General features: G+C 69.0%; 18 protein-coding genes and 1 pseudogene. 7 read left to right on the top strand and 12 right to left on the bottom strand.

Annotated elements, in window-relative coordinates:
• Positions 1 to 55: 55 nt before the first annotated feature.
• The gene (locus ABZ865_RS39605; RefSeq protein ID WP_361241551.1) at positions 56 to 1,645 is read right to left on the bottom strand and encodes a S8 family serine peptidase; all 1,590 of its coding nucleotides are present in this window, start codon (positions 1,643 to 1,645) and stop codon (positions 56 to 58) included.
• A gap of 289 nt (positions 1,646 to 1,934) precedes the next feature.
• Positions 1,935 to 2,396 carry a hypothetical protein gene (locus ABZ865_RS39600; protein WP_361241548.1) on the bottom strand — a complete coding sequence of 154 codons (462 nt, stop codon included), beginning with the start codon at positions 2,394 to 2,396 and terminating at the stop codon, positions 1,935 to 1,937.
• Between the two features lie 603 nt (positions 2,397 to 2,999).
• On the opposite strand from ABZ865_RS39600, the pseudogene ABZ865_RS39595 reads away from it, so the two are divergent.
• Positions 3,000 to 3,430: pseudogene (locus tag ABZ865_RS39595) on the top strand (DUF2267 domain-containing protein); the annotation flags it as partial.
• A gap of 217 nt (positions 3,431 to 3,647) precedes the next feature.
• Here the strand turns inward: ABZ865_RS39595 and ABZ865_RS39590 are convergent.
• The 3 genes from ABZ865_RS39590 to ABZ865_RS39580 all read right to left on the bottom strand — a co-directional run bounded on the left by ABZ865_RS39590 (position 3,648) and on the right by ABZ865_RS39580 (position 5,046).
• On the bottom strand, positions 3,648 to 3,905 hold the full coding sequence (locus ABZ865_RS39590; protein ID WP_361241545.1) for a helix-turn-helix domain-containing protein: 258 nt from the start codon (positions 3,903 to 3,905) through the stop codon (positions 3,648 to 3,650).
• Between the two features lie 61 nt (positions 3,906 to 3,966).
• Positions 3,967 to 4,308: a hypothetical protein gene (locus ABZ865_RS39585; RefSeq protein ID WP_361241542.1), complete on the bottom strand. Its 342-nt coding sequence runs from the start codon at positions 4,306 to 4,308 to the stop codon at positions 3,967 to 3,969.
• Between the two features lie 87 nt (positions 4,309 to 4,395).
• Positions 4,396 to 5,046 carry a TetR/AcrR family transcriptional regulator gene (locus ABZ865_RS39580; protein WP_361241649.1) on the bottom strand — a complete coding sequence of 217 codons (651 nt, stop codon included), beginning with the start codon at positions 5,044 to 5,046 and terminating at the stop codon, positions 4,396 to 4,398.
• Between the two features lie 76 nt (positions 5,047 to 5,122).
• Here ABZ865_RS39580 and ABZ865_RS39575 point away from each other — a divergent pair, with 76 nt between their 5' ends.
• Positions 5,123 to 5,785 (top strand): class I SAM-dependent methyltransferase, encoded by a 663-nt coding sequence (locus tag ABZ865_RS39575; RefSeq protein WP_361241539.1) that lies wholly within the window; start codon positions 5,123 to 5,125, stop codon positions 5,783 to 5,785.
• A 345-nt stretch (positions 5,786 to 6,130) separates the two neighbouring features.
• Here the strand turns inward: ABZ865_RS39575 and ABZ865_RS39570 are convergent, their stop codons facing one another.
• The 3 genes from ABZ865_RS39570 to ABZ865_RS39560 form a co-directional block, all read right to left on the bottom strand.
• Positions 6,131 to 6,802 carry a transposase gene (locus ABZ865_RS39570; protein ID WP_361241536.1) on the bottom strand — a complete coding sequence of 224 codons (672 nt, stop codon included), beginning with the start codon at positions 6,800 to 6,802 and terminating at the stop codon, positions 6,131 to 6,133.
• Between the two features lie 22 nt (positions 6,803 to 6,824).
• Positions 6,825 to 7,415 (bottom strand): helix-turn-helix domain-containing protein, encoded by a 591-nt coding sequence (locus ABZ865_RS39565; RefSeq protein WP_361241533.1) that lies wholly within the window; start codon positions 7,413 to 7,415, stop codon positions 6,825 to 6,827.
• A gap of 234 nt (positions 7,416 to 7,649) precedes the next feature.
• Positions 7,650 to 8,249 (bottom strand): helix-turn-helix domain-containing protein, encoded by a 600-nt coding sequence (locus ABZ865_RS39560; protein ID WP_361241530.1) that lies wholly within the window; start codon positions 8,247 to 8,249, stop codon positions 7,650 to 7,652.
• A 59-nt stretch (positions 8,250 to 8,308) separates the two neighbouring features.
• On the opposite strand from ABZ865_RS39560, the gene ABZ865_RS39555 reads away from it, so the two are divergent.
• Positions 8,309 to 9,139 (top strand): class I SAM-dependent methyltransferase, encoded by an 831-nt coding sequence (locus ABZ865_RS39555; RefSeq protein WP_361241527.1) that lies wholly within the window; start codon positions 8,309 to 8,311, stop codon positions 9,137 to 9,139.
• A 220-nt stretch (positions 9,140 to 9,359) separates the two neighbouring features.
• Here ABZ865_RS39555 and ABZ865_RS39550 read toward each other — a convergent pair whose 3' ends face one another.
• From ABZ865_RS39550 to ABZ865_RS39540, 3 genes are all read right to left on the bottom strand, one after another.
• A complete protein-coding gene (locus tag ABZ865_RS39550) occupies positions 9,360 to 9,806 on the bottom strand; it encodes a hypothetical protein (protein ID WP_361241524.1) in 447 nt (148 codons plus the stop codon).
• 114 nt (positions 9,807 to 9,920) lie between these two features.
• Complete coding sequence (locus ABZ865_RS39545; RefSeq protein ID WP_361241521.1) at positions 9,921 to 10,547, bottom strand: NUDIX domain-containing protein; 627 nt, start codon at positions 10,545 to 10,547, stop codon at positions 9,921 to 9,923.
• Positions 10,548 to 10,731: 184 nt separating this feature from the next.
• Positions 10,732 to 11,943, bottom strand: coding sequence for an FAD-dependent monooxygenase (locus tag ABZ865_RS39540; RefSeq protein WP_361241518.1), 1,212 nt, complete (start codon positions 11,941 to 11,943; stop codon positions 10,732 to 10,734).
• A 177-nt stretch (positions 11,944 to 12,120) separates the two neighbouring features.
• On the opposite strand from ABZ865_RS39540, the gene ABZ865_RS39535 reads away from it, so the two are divergent.
• Both ABZ865_RS39535 and ABZ865_RS39530 read left to right on the top strand, forming a co-directional pair.
• On the top strand, positions 12,121 to 13,083 hold the full coding sequence (locus ABZ865_RS39535; protein ID WP_361241515.1) for a TetR/AcrR family transcriptional regulator C-terminal domain-containing protein: 963 nt from the start codon (positions 12,121 to 12,123) through the stop codon (positions 13,081 to 13,083).
• A 476-nt stretch (positions 13,084 to 13,559) separates the two neighbouring features.
• Positions 13,560 to 13,898: a hypothetical protein gene (locus tag ABZ865_RS39530; protein WP_361241512.1), complete on the top strand. Its 339-nt coding sequence runs from the start codon at positions 13,560 to 13,562 to the stop codon at positions 13,896 to 13,898.
• A 407-nt stretch (positions 13,899 to 14,305) separates the two neighbouring features.
• On the opposite strand, the gene ABZ865_RS39525 is transcribed toward ABZ865_RS39530, so the two are convergent.
• Complete coding sequence (locus ABZ865_RS39525) at positions 14,306 to 14,692, bottom strand: ester cyclase (RefSeq protein WP_361241510.1); 387 nt, start codon at positions 14,690 to 14,692, stop codon at positions 14,306 to 14,308.
• Between the two features lie 74 nt (positions 14,693 to 14,766).
• On the opposite strand from ABZ865_RS39525, the gene ABZ865_RS39520 reads away from it, so the two are divergent.
• Entirely contained in the window at positions 14,767 to 15,414 is a 648-nt protein-coding gene (locus ABZ865_RS39520) for a TetR/AcrR family transcriptional regulator (protein WP_361241507.1), read from the top strand.
• A gap of 327 nt (positions 15,415 to 15,741) precedes the next feature.
• Positions 15,742 to 16,038, top strand: a complete 297-nt coding sequence (locus tag ABZ865_RS39515; protein ID WP_361241646.1) for a GNAT family N-acetyltransferase — start codon at positions 15,742 to 15,744, stop codon at positions 16,036 to 16,038.
• The last annotated feature ends 127 nt before the right edge of the window (positions 16,039 to 16,165 follow it).

The raw sequence follows: 16,165 nt of genomic DNA, 5'->3' as shown, positions 1-16,165 counted from the left end.
GGCGACGCTCGATGATCTCGCCGTGGGGCGGTCTGGCGTGTTTCCCTGGTCGGGCCTAACCGGTCAGGGTCGGGAGGTAGGGGGACAGGGCCGGGGCGAGTTGCATGCCAGGGGCCAGGTGGAGGGCGACGAGGGCGTCGGGCAGGCCGCGGCCGACGCGGGCCGCGTCCGCGGTGCCCGGGGCGGCCAACGGGCGGCAGCTGGCGGAGATGATGTCGAAGAGATGCTGCACCCGGCCGGGCCCGCGGGGCAGCAGCTGGCCGTGGAAGTCCTCGTGGTGGGCGAGCACCAGGGCGGCGAGCCCGGCGACGTGGGCCGAGGCGGTGACGGTGCCGTCGAGGGCCGTGTATCCGCCCCGCGGCGAGCAGGAAAGGATCGCCACGCCGGGGGCGGCGGCGTCGACGCCCGGGCCGTGGCAGCTGAACGGCGCGGCGAACAGCCCCTCCGGTGTCAGCTGCGGGCCCGTATGAGTGGCCTGGGAGGTGTCCTGCGGGTAGGAGCCGAAGACTCCCAGCGCGCCCACGGCGAACACAGTCGGCAGTGAGGCGGGGAAGCAGACCGGTCCGCCGGTGTCGCCGGCCGGTGCGACGCAGGCGATGCCTGCGGCGCCCGCGTCGGCGAGTTTGCGGGAGACCAGCGCCGACGCATACGGGGTCGCCACTGCGATGTGGGCGATGTCGATCTCGCGCTCGATGCAGTGGTCCAGGGCGGCGATCAGGTCGCTGAAGCGTCCGCCGGGCTGGACCTGGCAGATCTCGAGTTCGGCGTCGACCGCGATGCCGATGACGCCCCTGCCGGTGTCCGCGCCGGCGATGATGCCAGCTGCGTGGGTGCCGGTGCCCACCATGTCCTGGGCCCAGCCCTCTTCCGTGCCGCAAACGAAGTCGACTCCGGAGCGCGCTCGTTGCTTCAGATCGGGGTGCTCCGAGGCGATTCCCGAGCCGATGACCGCGACCTTGATGCCGAAGGCGCGGAAGGTGGGAGGCAGCCGGTCCAGGCGCATGGCCTGGGGGCCCCAGCCGTACTGCTGCCTCTCGTCCAGCCCGGGGTACACCTTGTCCAGCGGTGTCAGGCTGATCAGGTTCTCGTGGGCCAGCGACAGGTCGGGACGGTTGACCCAGCGGTCCGCATAGCCGCCCGCGGGCCGGACGTAGAGGGCCTGCACGGTGTCCGGGGTTTCCGTGGCCAGTGTGATGGTGACCGTCCCGTCGGCACTGGTGATGCCATGGCCCGGCCAGGACGAGCCGATCAGGTACACGCCCGCGCCGGCCAGGGGTTCGCCGTCCGGGTCGCAAACGCGCAGCGAGATCTCCGTGGGTTGCTCGAGCTGCGTAACCAGTGCCGGATCGCGCAGAGGGAGGATGCCCGCGGTCGCTGGTGCGGCGGGTCCGGTGCCGGACAGCGGCAGGTCCGGCTCGATGTGCAGGTGCAGCGTCCGCATCGCCGGGAGTTGGGCCTCGGCCGCCTCGACGACCGCGATTTCCGGGCAGGACGGGGGCAGCCCGGCCGACCGGAGCTTCTCCGACGGCTGGAGCCTGCGGAGCACCTTGACCTCGGGCATGCGCTCCAGCCGGTCACACACCGCATCCATGCTGAGTACGGGCACTCCCGGTGGGAGCATCTGCTGGGGCAGCGGCGTCACCATGTACCGCTCTTGGCGCGGTTGCACCGGGCGCGATGACCGCGCGCCTTCCTTACGCGGCTGCGCTTCCCTGCCCTCGGGTTCGGGCCCGCCCCCGCCGCCGCCCCCCGCCTCGCTCGCGCGGCTGTATCTGCGGCTGCTTCCGGGCCTGTCCTTGACCATCACGTCCACCTTCACCACGCCTACGTCGTAATTTGTGCTTCTGGTCCGGCGACGGGGCGGCTCGCGCTTGCACGCTGATGCGGTGTGCCGGAAGACCGCTCCGGGCACACCGCATCGCGCCGCCCTCAGCTCAGCCGATACCGAACGGCTGACCCATCGGACCGAAGCCGAAGCCAGGCTGCTGGTACTGCTGGCCGAACGGCTGCTGACCGTACTGCTGCTGGCCGAACCCGCCGCCCCACTGCTGCTGGCCCTGCATGCCCTGCTGGCTCTGCTGCAGCAGCATCACGATCGTGGTCGGCAGCGCCTGCTGCACGGACTGCTCCACGGCGTGGCGTACAGCCCCGGCCAGCGAGCGGTGCAGCGCGAGGGCCAGGTACGGGTGCGCCTGCTGAGCCAGGTCCGGCCGCTGCTGGAGCTGCTGCTGGATCTGCTGGATCTGCTGGAACGTCTGCTGCACCTGCTGCGCGACCTGCTGGGCCGTCTGCTGACACGCCTGCTGGATGGTCTGCTGGACCAGCTGGGCGATCTGCTGCGGCCCGGCCTGCTGGCCGGTCTGCTGCAGGGGTGGGGTACCGGTCATCACCGACATGAATGCTCCATTCGAGCGTCACGGTGGGAAAGCCGACTCAGAAATTGTGTCGGCTTCGTCACAAAATATGACGGTTTGAAGTTAAGTCGGTGTCGTCCGGGCCGCAATCGCGCCACCCGCTCCCGAAGACGAATCGCTCGACTGCACCATCGATCGGCACGCGGATGCCTGGCAGTTGGCAGCTGGCAGCTCAGGGGCTGCGCTACCGGCGTCAAGGCCATGAGCACCCCAGAATCCGGCCCCGAACCGAACCGGAATCGCTCCGCTGATCGAGTGATGCAACCTGACGCCGGCCGGTCCGCATCGCATGGCCGTCGGAGATGTCGAGGGCTGCAACCCTCTTGCGGGGCTGGAGGCACGCGCGCTCAGCTCTACGCTGGGACAGACGCCTGCAGCTCCTGCCGACCCGATGGGAGCACTCAGCTTCCGCCCGCGCACGACCAGCGACAACCGTGCTGGCCCTGCGCGGGAGGCAGACACCCAGAGCTCACGCCAGGCATCACCACCCGCGCCCAAGGGCCCTGAGCGAGGTCGGTAACCATGCGCCGGCACCACCCAGGTGCCAGCGCCCAGGGGCATCCGGGGGTTACCTGGGTACCGGGGATGGGGGCATCGCACCGGTGCCTCGAGGCTTCAGGCGGAGGTGATGATCCGTGCCACGAGTTCCTCGCCCGCGTGCGTGAGCTGGGCGAATACGAGGGCCAGGACGAAGCCGCGAACGTCAGTGAAGCCGTGCTGGGGGTGCCGGCCCAGCGGATCAGTCCTGGGGAGGTCGCCGACCTCGCCTCCCAGTTGCCCGGACCGCTCGGCCAGATGCCGGCCGATGCCAAGCCGGAGCAGGCCGAGAGCTTCGGCATCGAGGAGTTCTACCGCAGGGTCGCCGAGCGCACGGGCGCCCGGCCGCGCACCGCCGAGTGGGATGCCAGCGCGGTCCTGACCACGTTGCCGAAGCGGTCAGCGGCGGCGAGCTAAACCAGATCATCAGCCAGCTGCCCTCCAGCTACGCCGTGCTGTTCGGCAAGGCCGACCTTGCCGGCTGCCCCGCCCCGGCCGGTCTGGGCGGAAGCGCGGCTCACACCGGCGGGCGGCAGCGAGTGCGTACTCCCGCGACGCCCCGCGACTGCGAGGACTATTCCGCGTGAAGGTCTCTGCGACCGGGGTGGAAATCGCAGGACCTTCGCGCCGGGCCACGGAACTGCTTTCTCGCCCAGCAACACCACCAGCAGCCACCACGAGCTCACAGACCACCACTCAGCCCGGCAGGGGGGGACGCCACGGGGCCACACTCAGCTTGGGCCGTGACACGGGACCGGCAGAGCGCAGTCTCTCGGTTCCGGCGTCGCGCCAGGCCCGGCGCCAGCGCTGCACCGAGCGCACACTCACCCGTAAGTCCTTGGCGACCTCGGTGCTGGAGGCACCCGCGGGGAATCGCTCCGCAGCCTCCAGCCGGATCCGCTCGCGAAACGCCTGCCGTTCAGGCGTCAGCCCACCACCCTGCGGATATCTCACACAACCGGCATACCGCGACGATCACACATCGTCAGCCCCCGACGACAACACCCCGCAAAGGTCAGTAACGCATCGGCAAAACCGCCCTGCCAGACGATCTACACCACAGACTGCCGCCCACGACCAGCACGAGCACTCCGAAACGGGGTGACGCCACCCCGCTGACCAGCCACTTCAAGATGGCGAGCTCATTGCCCGCGTCAGCACAATCCGCACCGGCTCCAGCGGAGGAGCCCATGGCGCTGCGGGCTTCCGCGGCAGTCCGGCGGTGATCGTCGGCGACCTGCACTGCCTGGGTCTCCGCCACGATGTCGCTATCGAGGCCACAGGTGCACTGCACCACTGCGCGTCCGGTCGGCTCGTGCTCGACCCACCCGCCCCGGTGCACATCATCCTGCTTCATGATCCCGTGACCTGCGGAAAGAGAATGTGGCGGCGACAAACCGCAGCCGCGGTCGTCTCGCCCACCCGCGCACCGGGCCACGCGTGCTCAAGGCCTCGCCGGCCTCGGCAGCCCATGTCGGCGGAGGAATGCGTCGACGAGCCTGTCGGTGAATCCGTGGCCGATCGGCCCGTCGGTCACCAGCGCGCGGTAGTAGAGAGGGCCCACGAGCTGGTCTGTCTCGGCCGCCACATCGAGGTCGGCAGGGAGCTGGCCCCTGTCCACGGCTCGTTCCAGTGGCAGGCGGTCGCGGCGGCGTTGCGCGTCGAGACATCTGGAACGGAAGTCCTGGGCGAACACCGGGTCGTGCTGCGCCTGGGCGATCAGCGCCTTGAAGACGGCGCCGGCGTCGGATTCGCTGAGGAACAAGGCCAGGCGGCGCAGATACTCACCCAGGTCGAGGCCGATGTCGCCGGAATCGGGCGGGGTCAGGTCCTCGGTCGCATCCTGGAGGAAGGCATCAATCAGAACGTCGGTCTTGGAGTTCCACCAGCGGTAGATGGTCTGCTTGGCCACACCGGCCCGGGCGGCGATGCCCTCCATGGTGACACCGGCGAAACCCTTCTCGACGAGCAGGTCGTCGGCGGCCTCCAGTACCGCCAGCCGGGCCTGTTCGCTGCGTCCGTGCCGGTTGCCGTGGTGACGCTGTCCCGATCCGCCAGTGCTGCTTGCCTCGGCAGCGTGTGTCGCAGGTGCCATCTCGCCCTCTCTCACCCTCCCTCCTTGAGCATATTCCCTCTAGAAAGGACGCAACGTTGCGTCTACTCTAGCGCCCATGACATTCACTCACACACTCGCCGACCCCCGGGTCCAGGCGGCCCTCAGCCGCATGTTCGAGCGAGCCGAGCAGGACGAGGCCGCAGCCGCCCGCATCAGCGCGGAACTGCCCGGCGGGTTCGCGCCGCTGACGCCCCAGCAGCATGCCGATGCCGTGGCGGAGATCTACATGCCGATCTCCGCCGCGGGCGGAGAACTGCTCTACAACCTGGTCCGAGCCGTCCGGCCGGCCACGGTCGTCGAGTTCGGCATGTCCTTCGGGATCTCCACCCTGTACCTGGCCGCGGCCCTACGGGACAACGGTGCCGGACGAGTCGTCACCACGGAGCTCAGCAAAGGCAAGATCGCCGCAGCCTGCAGTACCTTCGCCGAGACAGGTCTGGACGACCTCATCACGGTGCTGGAGGGGGACGCCCGCGACACCCTCCGCAGCCTCGACGGCCCCGCGGACTTCGTCCTCCTGGACGGCTGGAAGGACCTGTGCCTGCCCGTACTGCGGCTCCTCGAACCGCGCTTGCAGCCCGGCACACTCGTCGTGGCCGACGACATCGACCTGAGCAGCCTTCGTCCGTATCTCGACTACGTACGCGACCCCGCGAACGGCTACCAGAGCGTGACCTTCCCTGTCGAGGACGGCATGGAGATCAGCTGCCGCCTCTGAACGATGTGGCCAGACCCCGGGCCGGATCGATACGCCGCCATCCTCGCCCGCGTCGGCAGCGGCACCCGCGGCGAGGAGACCGAAGCTCTCCAAGGGTGTCCGCCATCGCGGTCTACGTGGAATCGCATCGCCGATCCTCACCGCATCCGGCCCGCTGCATCGGCGGTGTGCCTCGCACTGACACGCCTGGACCCTTAGGTCCCGCGTACCTTCGCCTCAACGGCCAACAGTCATGGGCTCAGGCGGGCTTGGGCCAGTGCGTGCCCGTGCACAACACGATACTGACCGTCACTGACAGCCGGTGCCCGCGTCTGGCAGGTGCCCTCGCTTGACATCCTCCCCCTCTTAAAAGAGGGGGATTCCAACCCAGTTGGGCTGAGGTTCACGGGCGCTCGAACGGCCGGTGGCCGTTGTCACCCCTCCGGCACCGGCTGAGCGCCGGGGGCGGGGAATCCCGCCCTGTCCTGCCGCGACGTTGGTTGCTGCATTGACGTCCGCGTTGCAGGTGAAGCCGCAGAAGGAGCAGACGAACTCGGCTTGGCTCTTGCGCGAGTTTTTGTCGATCCATCCGCAGGCACTGCATCGCAGGGAGGTGTACGGGGCGGGAACGTCCTCGATCCGGCCGGGGGCCTTGTGCTCCGTGCGCTGACGCAGCAGCCCCCAGCCCTGGGCGAGGATCGCCCGGTTCAGTCCGGCCTTCTGCCGTACGCGCTTGCCGGGTTCCTCGACTGTCCCCTTGGCGGAGGCGGTCATGTTCTTGATGTTCAGCTTCTCGAAGCGGATCAGGTCGTACGACCGGGCGAGCATCGTTGAGGTCTTCTCGCACCAGTCCTTACGCCGGTTCGCCTCACGCGCCTTCAGCTTGGCGACCTTGGCGTATTCGGCCGTCTTCTCCCCACTGCCCTTGGGGGCGCGTGCTGCCCGCCGCTGGTGCTTGCGGATCTGTGCCCGCTCTTTGACGGTGAGGTGGGGGCAGTTCAGTACCCGGCCGTCCGACAGGGCTGCGGTGATCTTCACGCCTCGGTCGATACCGATGACCTCACCCGTGCCGGGCGCGGGCGTCGGTGCGGGGATGACCGCGAACGTTGGCGTGCCACTGACCGTTGCGGTAGGTGACGCGGAACGTCTTCGCGTCAGGGAGCTGCGCGCCTTTGTCCTTGACGCTGAGGCGGAAGCGGACCCATCCGCAGCCGGGCACCTTGACCTGCGCCCACCTGCGGTTGAGTTTCTGCACGACCACGGACCGGCCCATCACCTGCTTGCCCTTGGCGTTCAGCTTCGGCGTGCCGTCCTCGTTGTACTCGGGTACGCGGTCGGTGCCGATGACGCGAAAGCCTTCGTGCCGGAACCTCTTGCGCCAGGTCGGCTCACCGAACCCGGAGGTGAAGCGGGCGTTCTTGGCCTTGGCGAAGTCCTTCAGCGCCTGCTGCTGCACGTCCGCGTTACCGGCGGCCAGCCACTCGTTCTCCCGCCGGGCCTCGGTGAGCTGGCGGCACTGCTCCGCGAAACCGGGCGCGGGCTTGCGCCACCGGCGCCAGTGCGCGTGCTGTTCCACGGCCAGGTTCCACACGTACCGGGCGTGCGCGCAGTGCAAGAGCATCTGCTCTTCCTGCTGAGGCGTCGGGTACATGCGGAAACGCGACACGAACCCAACACCCCTTCCATACCTCGACAGTTGGGCTGATCATATCAGAAATGTGCAGGTCAGAGCATGTTCCGAAGTGAACTCCGCCGCTGCGCGGCTCCGGTCCGAGGATGCATTCCCTCCCCGCCTAAAGGCGGGGACACCCTGCAAGATCAGAGGTGGAGGTCTACCAGACCCGGGCAGGGGCGGACGGGGCGACGTGCGACCGAGGCGCTCAGGTCACGGCTGGGGTGGTCGCAAGGCACCGGCGATGACGGTGGTCACCATCTTGCGGATGGCGGTGGTCTGCGGCGGGGCGCTTGTCCGGTCGGCGAACAGCAGGTGCCCGGCCCCGACGAGGGTGGGGGCGAGTGTGTCGATGTCGGCGTCAGCGGCCAGGCGCCCCGACTCCCGCTCGGCGGTGAGGTATGCGGCGATCATGGCGATGCCTTGCATGGCCAGTGGGATGCCGGTCAGACCGGCCTCACGCAGTCGGGCGCGGAGGCCGTCGCGGAAAGTGATGAGCGCGATGATTGCCACCGTGACGGGCCCGAACAGATCCTGCAGGGCGTCGGCGAGGTTGTCCACCACGCTCCCGGTGCCGGCGGCGGCACGCAGAGTCGTGGTTCGGTCCTCGATGCCGCGGACGCGGTCGAGGACCAGTTCCGCCAGGAAAGCGTCGAAGTCGGTGAAGTGCCGGTGCAGCACGCCCTTGGCGCAGTTCGCCTCCTCCGTGACCGCCCGGCTGGTCAAGGCGTCGGGCCCGTCCCGGAGCAGGACGCGCTCGGCGGCTTCGAACAACTGGCCGCGCACGTTGTGGATGTGCACCCCTGACGGCATTGTCTTCCTTTCCGCGCCCCCGACTTAACAAGTGGGCAACCGCCCATTAGTGTGGGCGCATGCCCACTTTATCGCAGGGACAGCCGGACAAGTCCGGGCCCGAGCCCCATCGCCACCGGCAGACGGCCGAGTCGTTCGGCGTGGACGCCGAACGCTACGACCGCGCCCGACCGCCGTATCCCGAGGCCCTGGTGGACAGGATCGTCGCGGCAAGCCCCGGTCGGCACGTCCTCGACGTCGGAGCCGGGACCGGCATCGAGGCCCGGCAATTCCAGGCGGCCGGCTGCACGGTGCTCGGTGTCGAGCCCGACGAGCGGATGGCCGCCTTTGCGCGACGCAGCCGCGTCGAAGTCGAGGTCGCCAGGTTCGAGGACTGGCAGCCGGCCGGGCGGCAGTTCGACGCGGTCATCGCAGGCACCGCCTGGCACTGGGTGGACCCCGTCGTCGGCGCGGCCAAGGCGGCCCAGGTGCTCCGGCCCGGCGGCCGACTCGCTCCCTTCCACCACGTCCCCCAGCTCCCGGCCGAGGTGATCGACGCCCTCGCCGAAGCCCTCCAACGGGTCGCCCCCGATTCCCCGTTCAACCCCGGCCTGCTGAGAGGATCGGCCGTGGACGCATACCAGCCACTGTTCGCGAAAATCGCCGACGGGATCCGGCAGACCGGCACCTTCAGCGAGCCGGAACAGTGGCGCTTCACCTGGGAGCGCACCTACTCCCGACAGGAGTGGCTCGACCAGCTCCCCACCTTCGGCGGTCTCACCCAACTCCCCGCAGACAAAATGGCGGAGGTCCTGGACAGCGCCGGAACCGCGATCGACAAGCTCGGCGGACACGCCACCATGCCCTACACATCCGTCGTGATCACCTCGACCCGCTCCCATACGGCCTGACCGCCGCAACCGTCGGGCGTCGCCGAGCGCGAGCAGACTCATGAGCTCGGCGACGCAGAGGAGTGTGAGGCCGGCGCGCCGACCTGGAAGACCCGAGCCCTCGTCCAAGCAGCGGCAGCACGCCCGTTCATCTGGGTCGACGACTCGATCATCGATCTCGCTCAGGTGGGAGCGTGTCGGCGTACAAGCGAACGTGGCTCTGGCAAGAGACGCCGCTGAGTCACAGTGACCACCAGCAATACAGACCCATGCGGCTCGCCTGAGCGCGAGAGGCCAAGCCGGCCAGGGCTTTCAGAACACTGGCCGCGGTCTCGGCATCGATCTTGCTCTGCTGGAGTTCCTCGGTCCTGGACCATGGCTCGGCGAACCGCACGAGGTCATCCGGTGTCGCAGTGACGAGTGCCTCGATCAGGGAGTCCGACAGGCTGAACACGAAGGGGCCGTCGGCTTCCGGTGGAGACAGCAACTGTCCGGACCGCGGGCGCTGGCCGGCTTCCTCATAGCTGCAGCCGGTCGCGATCCCTTCCAGTTGGGCCATGGCGACCACCGGGTCGATGCCCTTCAGAGATACCGCGTCGAGTGCGGCCTGAGCCGGGCCGCCGGGCGCCTGAGCCACGGCGGCCGCCGCGTGGTCGTCAGCGGCGGCGAAGTAGTCGCACAGAGTCATGCCGCCGATTCTGACATCCACGGCTGACAGCCCCCGCCGAGGCGGGCATCCGTGAGGATGTAAACCATGGCGTCAGATTTCAGGGAGCGTTGCCGAGCGCGGGAGGGTGCTCGATCAGTTCGCGTAGCGTCGGCCCAGGTGGGCGATGAGGACGACGCGGTGGCGGAGAAGTGAGACACCGGCGCGGCCGGCCATCAGACGTTTCTGCAGCTTGACATCGGTAATGCGGCCTTCGTTGACCCCGGAGTTGTGAGGGGTGGTGATTCCTTGGGCGACGGCATGCTGGTCTTCGCGCAGGGCTCGGGCGAGGCCGGTGAGAGTGGCCAGCCCGCTGTTAGCGAGGTCATTCAGCCAGCCTGGCAAGGGCGTCGTGTCACGGTTGTCGAGCATACCAGGTAAGCTGGCCTGAGCCGGTGTGCTGACCGCTCGCGCGATGCGGTTCCCGACGACCCGCTCGGCCAGCTCCAACGGGTACCAGCCGGTGCCGGTCACCTCGGACTCCTGGATGCGCCCGACCTCGCCGCGGGCCGTCGTGAAGGCGTACCGATGTCCAGGTGGTGGTGCTCCGGCTCGTCCTTCTGGGGCCGGCACCTTGCCGTGCTCGACGTAGACGGGAGTCGCCGAGACGACGGAGACCTGGCTGGGACCGATGCCGGTCTCCTGCGTCAGCTCGCGCACCGCCGCCTCGACCAGCGTGGCATCGGTCGGCTCAAGGTGGCCGCCGTTAGGAACAGTTCGCATGTCTCAGGCGTCCCCCTGTCTCGCTGGAACCCAGGCGGAAGCGCCTGAACGACCTACTGCGAACCACGCGGCAACTGTCTCAGAAGGGGACGGGAAGCGTTGCCCGTTCGTGTGGGGCGCGTCGAGGCCGCCTGGTGTGCGCCCGATCCTGTCTGTACGTTCGCTGACTCGTGGTTGGGGCCGCTCACCGTGTGTCCGCGGCGAGACTGTATTCCGGCAGTGCGATGTTCCCGGCCTTGGCGAACTGCGCGGCGAGCAGGTTCCGCATCGGCCAGCGGGTCATCGACCGCATGGAGAGGTCCCGCAGGCGGATGCCGAGCCGGCCCGACGGTGCGAATCCCGAGGCGCCGCCCGGCGGGAGCTGCTGGGCCTGGCTCACGTAGGGGCGCATCACCTCGTCGTGGCGGCGGAAGGCGATGCGGTGGTCGCCCCTGGCAGCGGCGAGCTCACCGGCCAGGACGTATGCGCCGACCAGGGCCAGGCTGGTCCCCAGGCCGGTCAGCGGGGTCGCGCAGTATCCGGCGTCGCCCAGCAGCGCTACACGGCCGCGCGACCAGCGGTCGAGGCGGACCTGGCCCATGGAGTCGAAGAAGAAGTCCGGGGCGGTGCGCATCGCCCGCAGCAAGCGTGGGGTCTCCCAGCCGACGTGGGCGAAACGCCGGGCTACGAGCTCCTTTTGGGCGGCGACGTCGCGGCGGTCGTAGGCGAGCGGTGGCGAGCGGAAGCTGAGGCCGGCCTTGATCTCGCCGGGGACGCGGCCTGGCCGGGCGGAGGCGACCAGGCCGCCGGGCGCGTTGTGCATCAGGAACCAGCCGTCGAGGTCCAGGTCGTCGAGGGCGGTGAACCAGGCCGTGTAGAGGCCGAGCGGGTGGACGAAGTCCCGCTCCGGGCCGAAGGCCAGCGCGCGCACCACGGAGTGCGGCCCGTCCGCGCCGACGACCAGCCCGAACCGGCGCGGCGCGGCTTTCTCGAAGGTGACGGTGGCCCCGTCCGCGTCCTGATCGATCCCGGTGACGGTGTCGTCGAACAGGTACTCCGTGTCCGGCAGGCTGGCCTCGTACAGCAGACGGGCGAGGTCGCCGCGGAGGATCTCGATCTCGGAGACGATCCCCTCGCCGCCGAAGCTGTCCGCGGGTACCCGCGCGGTGGTCCGGCCAGAGGCGTCGACGAGGGCGAGGCCGCGTTGGTCCACGCTCTCCGCCCTGGCCCGGTCCATCAGGCCCATCCGCTCGATCACGGTGCGGCCGGCGCCGCGCAGATCCACGGTCTGCCCCCCGGGCCGGGGTTCCGGCGCGCGCTCCACGATCGTGACCGTGAAGCCTCCCTTGCGTAGCCAGTACGCCAGCGCGGGCCCTGCGATGCCAGCACCACAGATGAGTATCTCGTTGTTCAGCATGACGTGAACGTACGCCGTACGCGAGTGGTGCGCAAGCATGAAATCCCTTTACAGCATGAGGTTTTGGGTAGCACTGCACTAGTGCGATGAGACGGGAAGGTGCTCGTACGCGGGGATCGCCCGGCGGCGACGGCTAGGATGGCACCCATCCAGGTGCACTAGTGCGGAGGGGTGTCGGTGGGCGGAGAGGCAGTGCCGCGCTACAGCCAGATCGTCGCCGAACTGCGGCGGCGGATCGAGACGGGCGAACTGGCGCCGGGCGATCGCGTGCCCTCGACCCGAGAGATCACCAAGCAGTGGGGCGTCGCGATGGCGACCGCGACCAAGGTGCTCACCGAGCTGCGCCGCGAGGGCATGGTCCGTGCCGTCCCCGGCGTCGGGACAGTCGTGGAGGCCCCGGGCCGCCCGGTGCGCACCGCCCGCTCCGCGGCCGCCTCACGCCCGGGCAGGCCGTCTGATGTGTCATCGGGCCAGGCGGCGCTCACACTCGGACGGATCGTCGCCGCCGCCGTCATGGTCGCCGATACAGAAGGGCTGGCCGCGGTCTCGATGCGCCGGGTGGCCGCCGAGCTCGGGGTGGCGACCATGTCGCTGTACCGGCACGTGGCTGACAAGGACGACCTGCTGACGCGCATGATGGACACCGTCATCGCGGAGCACCCGTTGCCCGCAGACCCGCCGGAGGGCTGGCGCGAGGCGATCGAGCTGGCGGCCCGGCAGCTCTGGGGCCTGTTCCGCCGCCACCCATGGCTCGCGCCGGCCCTGTCGGTGACCCGCCCTCAGATGATCAACTCGGCACTGCCGTACAGCGAGTGGATGCTCGCCACCCTGCACGCGCACGGACTCGACCTGCAGTCCGCCTTCACCGCGCACCTCATGCTGCTCAACTACGCCCGTGGAATCGCCGTCAACCTGGAGACAGAGCGGGAAGCCGAGGCGCACAGCGGCCTCGACAGTGAAGAGTGGATGGACACCCAGGAGCCCACGCTCCTGGCGATTCTGGCCACTGGCCGGTTCCCCGCGCTCTCCCGCCTCGCCACGGCCGGTTACGACCTCGACCTCGACGCCCTCTTCGAGTTCGGCCTCCAACGCCTCCTCGACGGCCTCGCCTCAGTCCTCAACGAGAGCTCCGCCGACTGAACGGCGAGCTCGAGAGGCCCCTGGCCACCGACACCAAAGAAGCGGCTTCCATTCGGACGCGACACCGGGACCGTGACCTCACGGTCCCGGCCCGGGGGCTCCCATCTCGGCTTGACCCGTAACGGCGGACCTGGTGCTGGTCCAGTCCGGCCAGGCCCTTGGTCTCGTCGACCACGAGTACCGCCTGGTCGTCGTGCAGGTGCACGGCCACGTAGTCGCGCGGGTCGTCGCGGACGGCGTCGGCGTCCCACTTGGCCCTGGCGCGTATCCGGCAGAGCCAGGCGGAGTTCACTCCGGGTGGACCCTGGCATCTCGTTCTTGAGGTAGTCGCCTACGCCGCAGACGAAGCGTCGTGCCAGGGCGGGGGACGATGTGTCGTCATTCTGCATCCTGACGGCTCGCTGTCCGTTGGGGATGACGGTCGGGGAACGGACACCCGGGTGGACGAGCACGGACGGAGTGTGCGGAAGCCGGTCATGGCGTCGAAGGACCTCCGGTTCTTCGATTTCCCAGAGGCGGAAGTGCTGCCCGACGGGCATGCGCGGCGCGGTATGTCCGTGGTGGCAGCGCTCAGCGAGTGGCTCGTCCATACCAACCGTCGCCTGAACGGGGCCTGGGCTCAGCGCTACGAACGCGGCATCCCCGTGACCGACCTTGAGCCCGTTGAGGTCGACGGCACAACAGGCACGCTGGTCCACTTCAAGCTGGACGAGTCGTTGGGTTCAGTGACTTTGCCGACGGCGGGTGACCTTGCGCGCTTGGGCATGATCTGGCCGGCTCTGGAGATTGAGGTCGTCGACCGGCGCACTGGCTGACGGGACTTGAAGACGCAGTCGGACACCAACGGCCCTGCACGGGTGGAGCTCGATGACCGGACCGGACAGCGTCCATCATCTGCCGGTGGCAGTAGCCCTCCGGCTGCCCGCCGCGGTCCAGCCATGCCGGCACCGGCATCACGCCGCACACCACGACCCACTCGGCATCCGGCATGTACGACAGGTACCGCGGCTCGCGCCCGGACGGTCGCCCGCATCACCGAACCGGTGCGCGAGGCAATCACACGATCATGCTGCCGAGTCGGACGTCGTCGGTGCAGGAGCGGAAGACCGCGGCACAGGGCCTCCTGTTGCCCGGCTGGACTCGAATACCGGCGAGCTGTGCAGGAGGCCCTGTTCTCATGCCGGGGCGGCCGCGGGATCACCCGGCCGAGGCCGGTGGCTTGTCAGAACATGCCGTTCTGGTTCCGCGCCTCCTCGGGGATCTGCTGCATGACGTCCCAGTGTTCGGCAATCCGACCGTCCTCCAGGCGGAAGATGTCGACGATCGCGGTTTCGGGGCCGCCCGGCACCCGGACGCCGTGGACGTGGGCGATCACGTAGTCGCCCTCGGCGAAGATCCGTTTCACCTCGGCGCGGAGGTGGGGGAAGTCCGCCTTGAGGGTTTCAACGAACTCCCGGAAGCCCTCCAGGCCGTCGGCGATCCGGGGGTTGTGCTGTATGTAGCTGTGACGGAGCAGCTTCGAGGCCGCGTCGTGGTCCTTCTCGTTGATCGCGGCCTGGTAGAAGGCCAGGACAGTCTGCTTGTTCTCTTCGTGTCGTGCGCTCGGCATGGCTCCCCCTAGTAAGTGAACAGCTGTAGCGCTACGACTGTAGGGCAACGGTCGTGCAGATACAATCGATCACTGTGGATTCCAAATCACCGAGCAAACGGCAGACGCGCGGGCGCAATCCCCGGGGCCAGGGCGAACGTCTCCGCGAGGAGGTCGTCGCCGCCACGCTCCGCATGCTCGACGAGCTCGGTGACGACCAGGCTCTGTCCCTCCGGGCCGTCGCCCGGGAGATCAACGTCGCCGCGACGTCGGTGTACCTCCATTTCCCCGACCGCGATGCACTCGTCCTGGCCGCGCTGGAGCGCTGCCACCAGGACCTGATGCTCGCCGTGCAGCAGGCCGAACTCACCGAAGACGGCCCCGTCGCCCAGCTGCGCGCCCGGACCCTCGTACTCGGGGCCTGGGCACACGACCACCCGGGGCTCTACAAGGTGCTGCACGAGAGCACCCTCAACCAGCGCGCGGACATGCGCTTCAAGGAAGAACTCGGGCGCACGACCACGGCCGCGGTCCAAAGATGCATGGACGCCGGCCTGGCTCCCACGGACGACGCCGCCATGGTGGCCCTCGACCTGCGCGCCGCCGTGCACGGCGCGGTTTCCATGCGGGTCAACCAACCCGACCAGCACTGGCCCCCGCTGGAGGACCAGGTCGACCGCTTCCTTCGCAAGCTCGTGGGCACACCACCGGACCCAGCTCCCAGAACAACAACCGCCGGGTAGTCGCCTGCCCGGACCTGCGGGACTCGAGCCTCGAAAACCCCGAGCCGATCAGAAGCCCCTGCCTTCATGCACACCAGCCGGAGACCACCCGATCGAGTCGCGCCGGTCCGAACCGATGCCCACCATGACCGGTACGACAACGGCTTCCAATGCCAGGCCAGGCCGACCTGATGCTCGTGGTTGGGTGGTTGCCCTTCGGCGCGCTGCGCGGTCTGGCCGAAGACGGTGCACCATGTGGGGCCGAGCGGGCCAACCCGGCTTCCCGGGCGAAGGTGATCTCTACTTCGAGACAGCCGGGCAGCAGGAACAGCCTGTCGACCGAGGAGCCTGAGGGCAGGTCCCAGTGGTGCTCGGCGTCGAAGTCATGACAGAGCCGCGCGCGGTTCAACGTTCCGGGGCTTCGTCCGGCCGCCGTGGCAGTCCCAGGGCATCGGCACCCGGCTGCACACGGCCCTGCTCCAAGCCGTCAACCCGCGCTGGTCCTCACTGCTCGCGCTCCCCTCGAACCAGCGGGGCCAAGACCTCTACGCCCGGCTCGGCTACAAGTACGCCGACCCGTACCGCAACACGCCAGACGGCCCCGAGTTCGACCTGCTGCTCGTGCACGTTCGAGACGCAACCTGACGGGACCATTGCGAGGCCGGTGAGCGGGCGGGGCGGAATCGCAGTCGCCGGAAGCGCCTCGATCCGCAACGCTGTTGTTGTAACCGCTTCCATCCACTGAAAGTCCCACGGCGCCAATGCCGCCGCG

This window comes from Streptomyces sp. NPDC047085, from assembly GCF_040643735.1.
Classification (GTDB): domain Bacteria; phylum Actinomycetota; class Actinomycetes; order Streptomycetales; family Streptomycetaceae; genus Streptomyces.
Note: the sequence above shows the minus strand (reverse complement) of the source record. Positions and strands in the feature narration are given on the sequence as shown.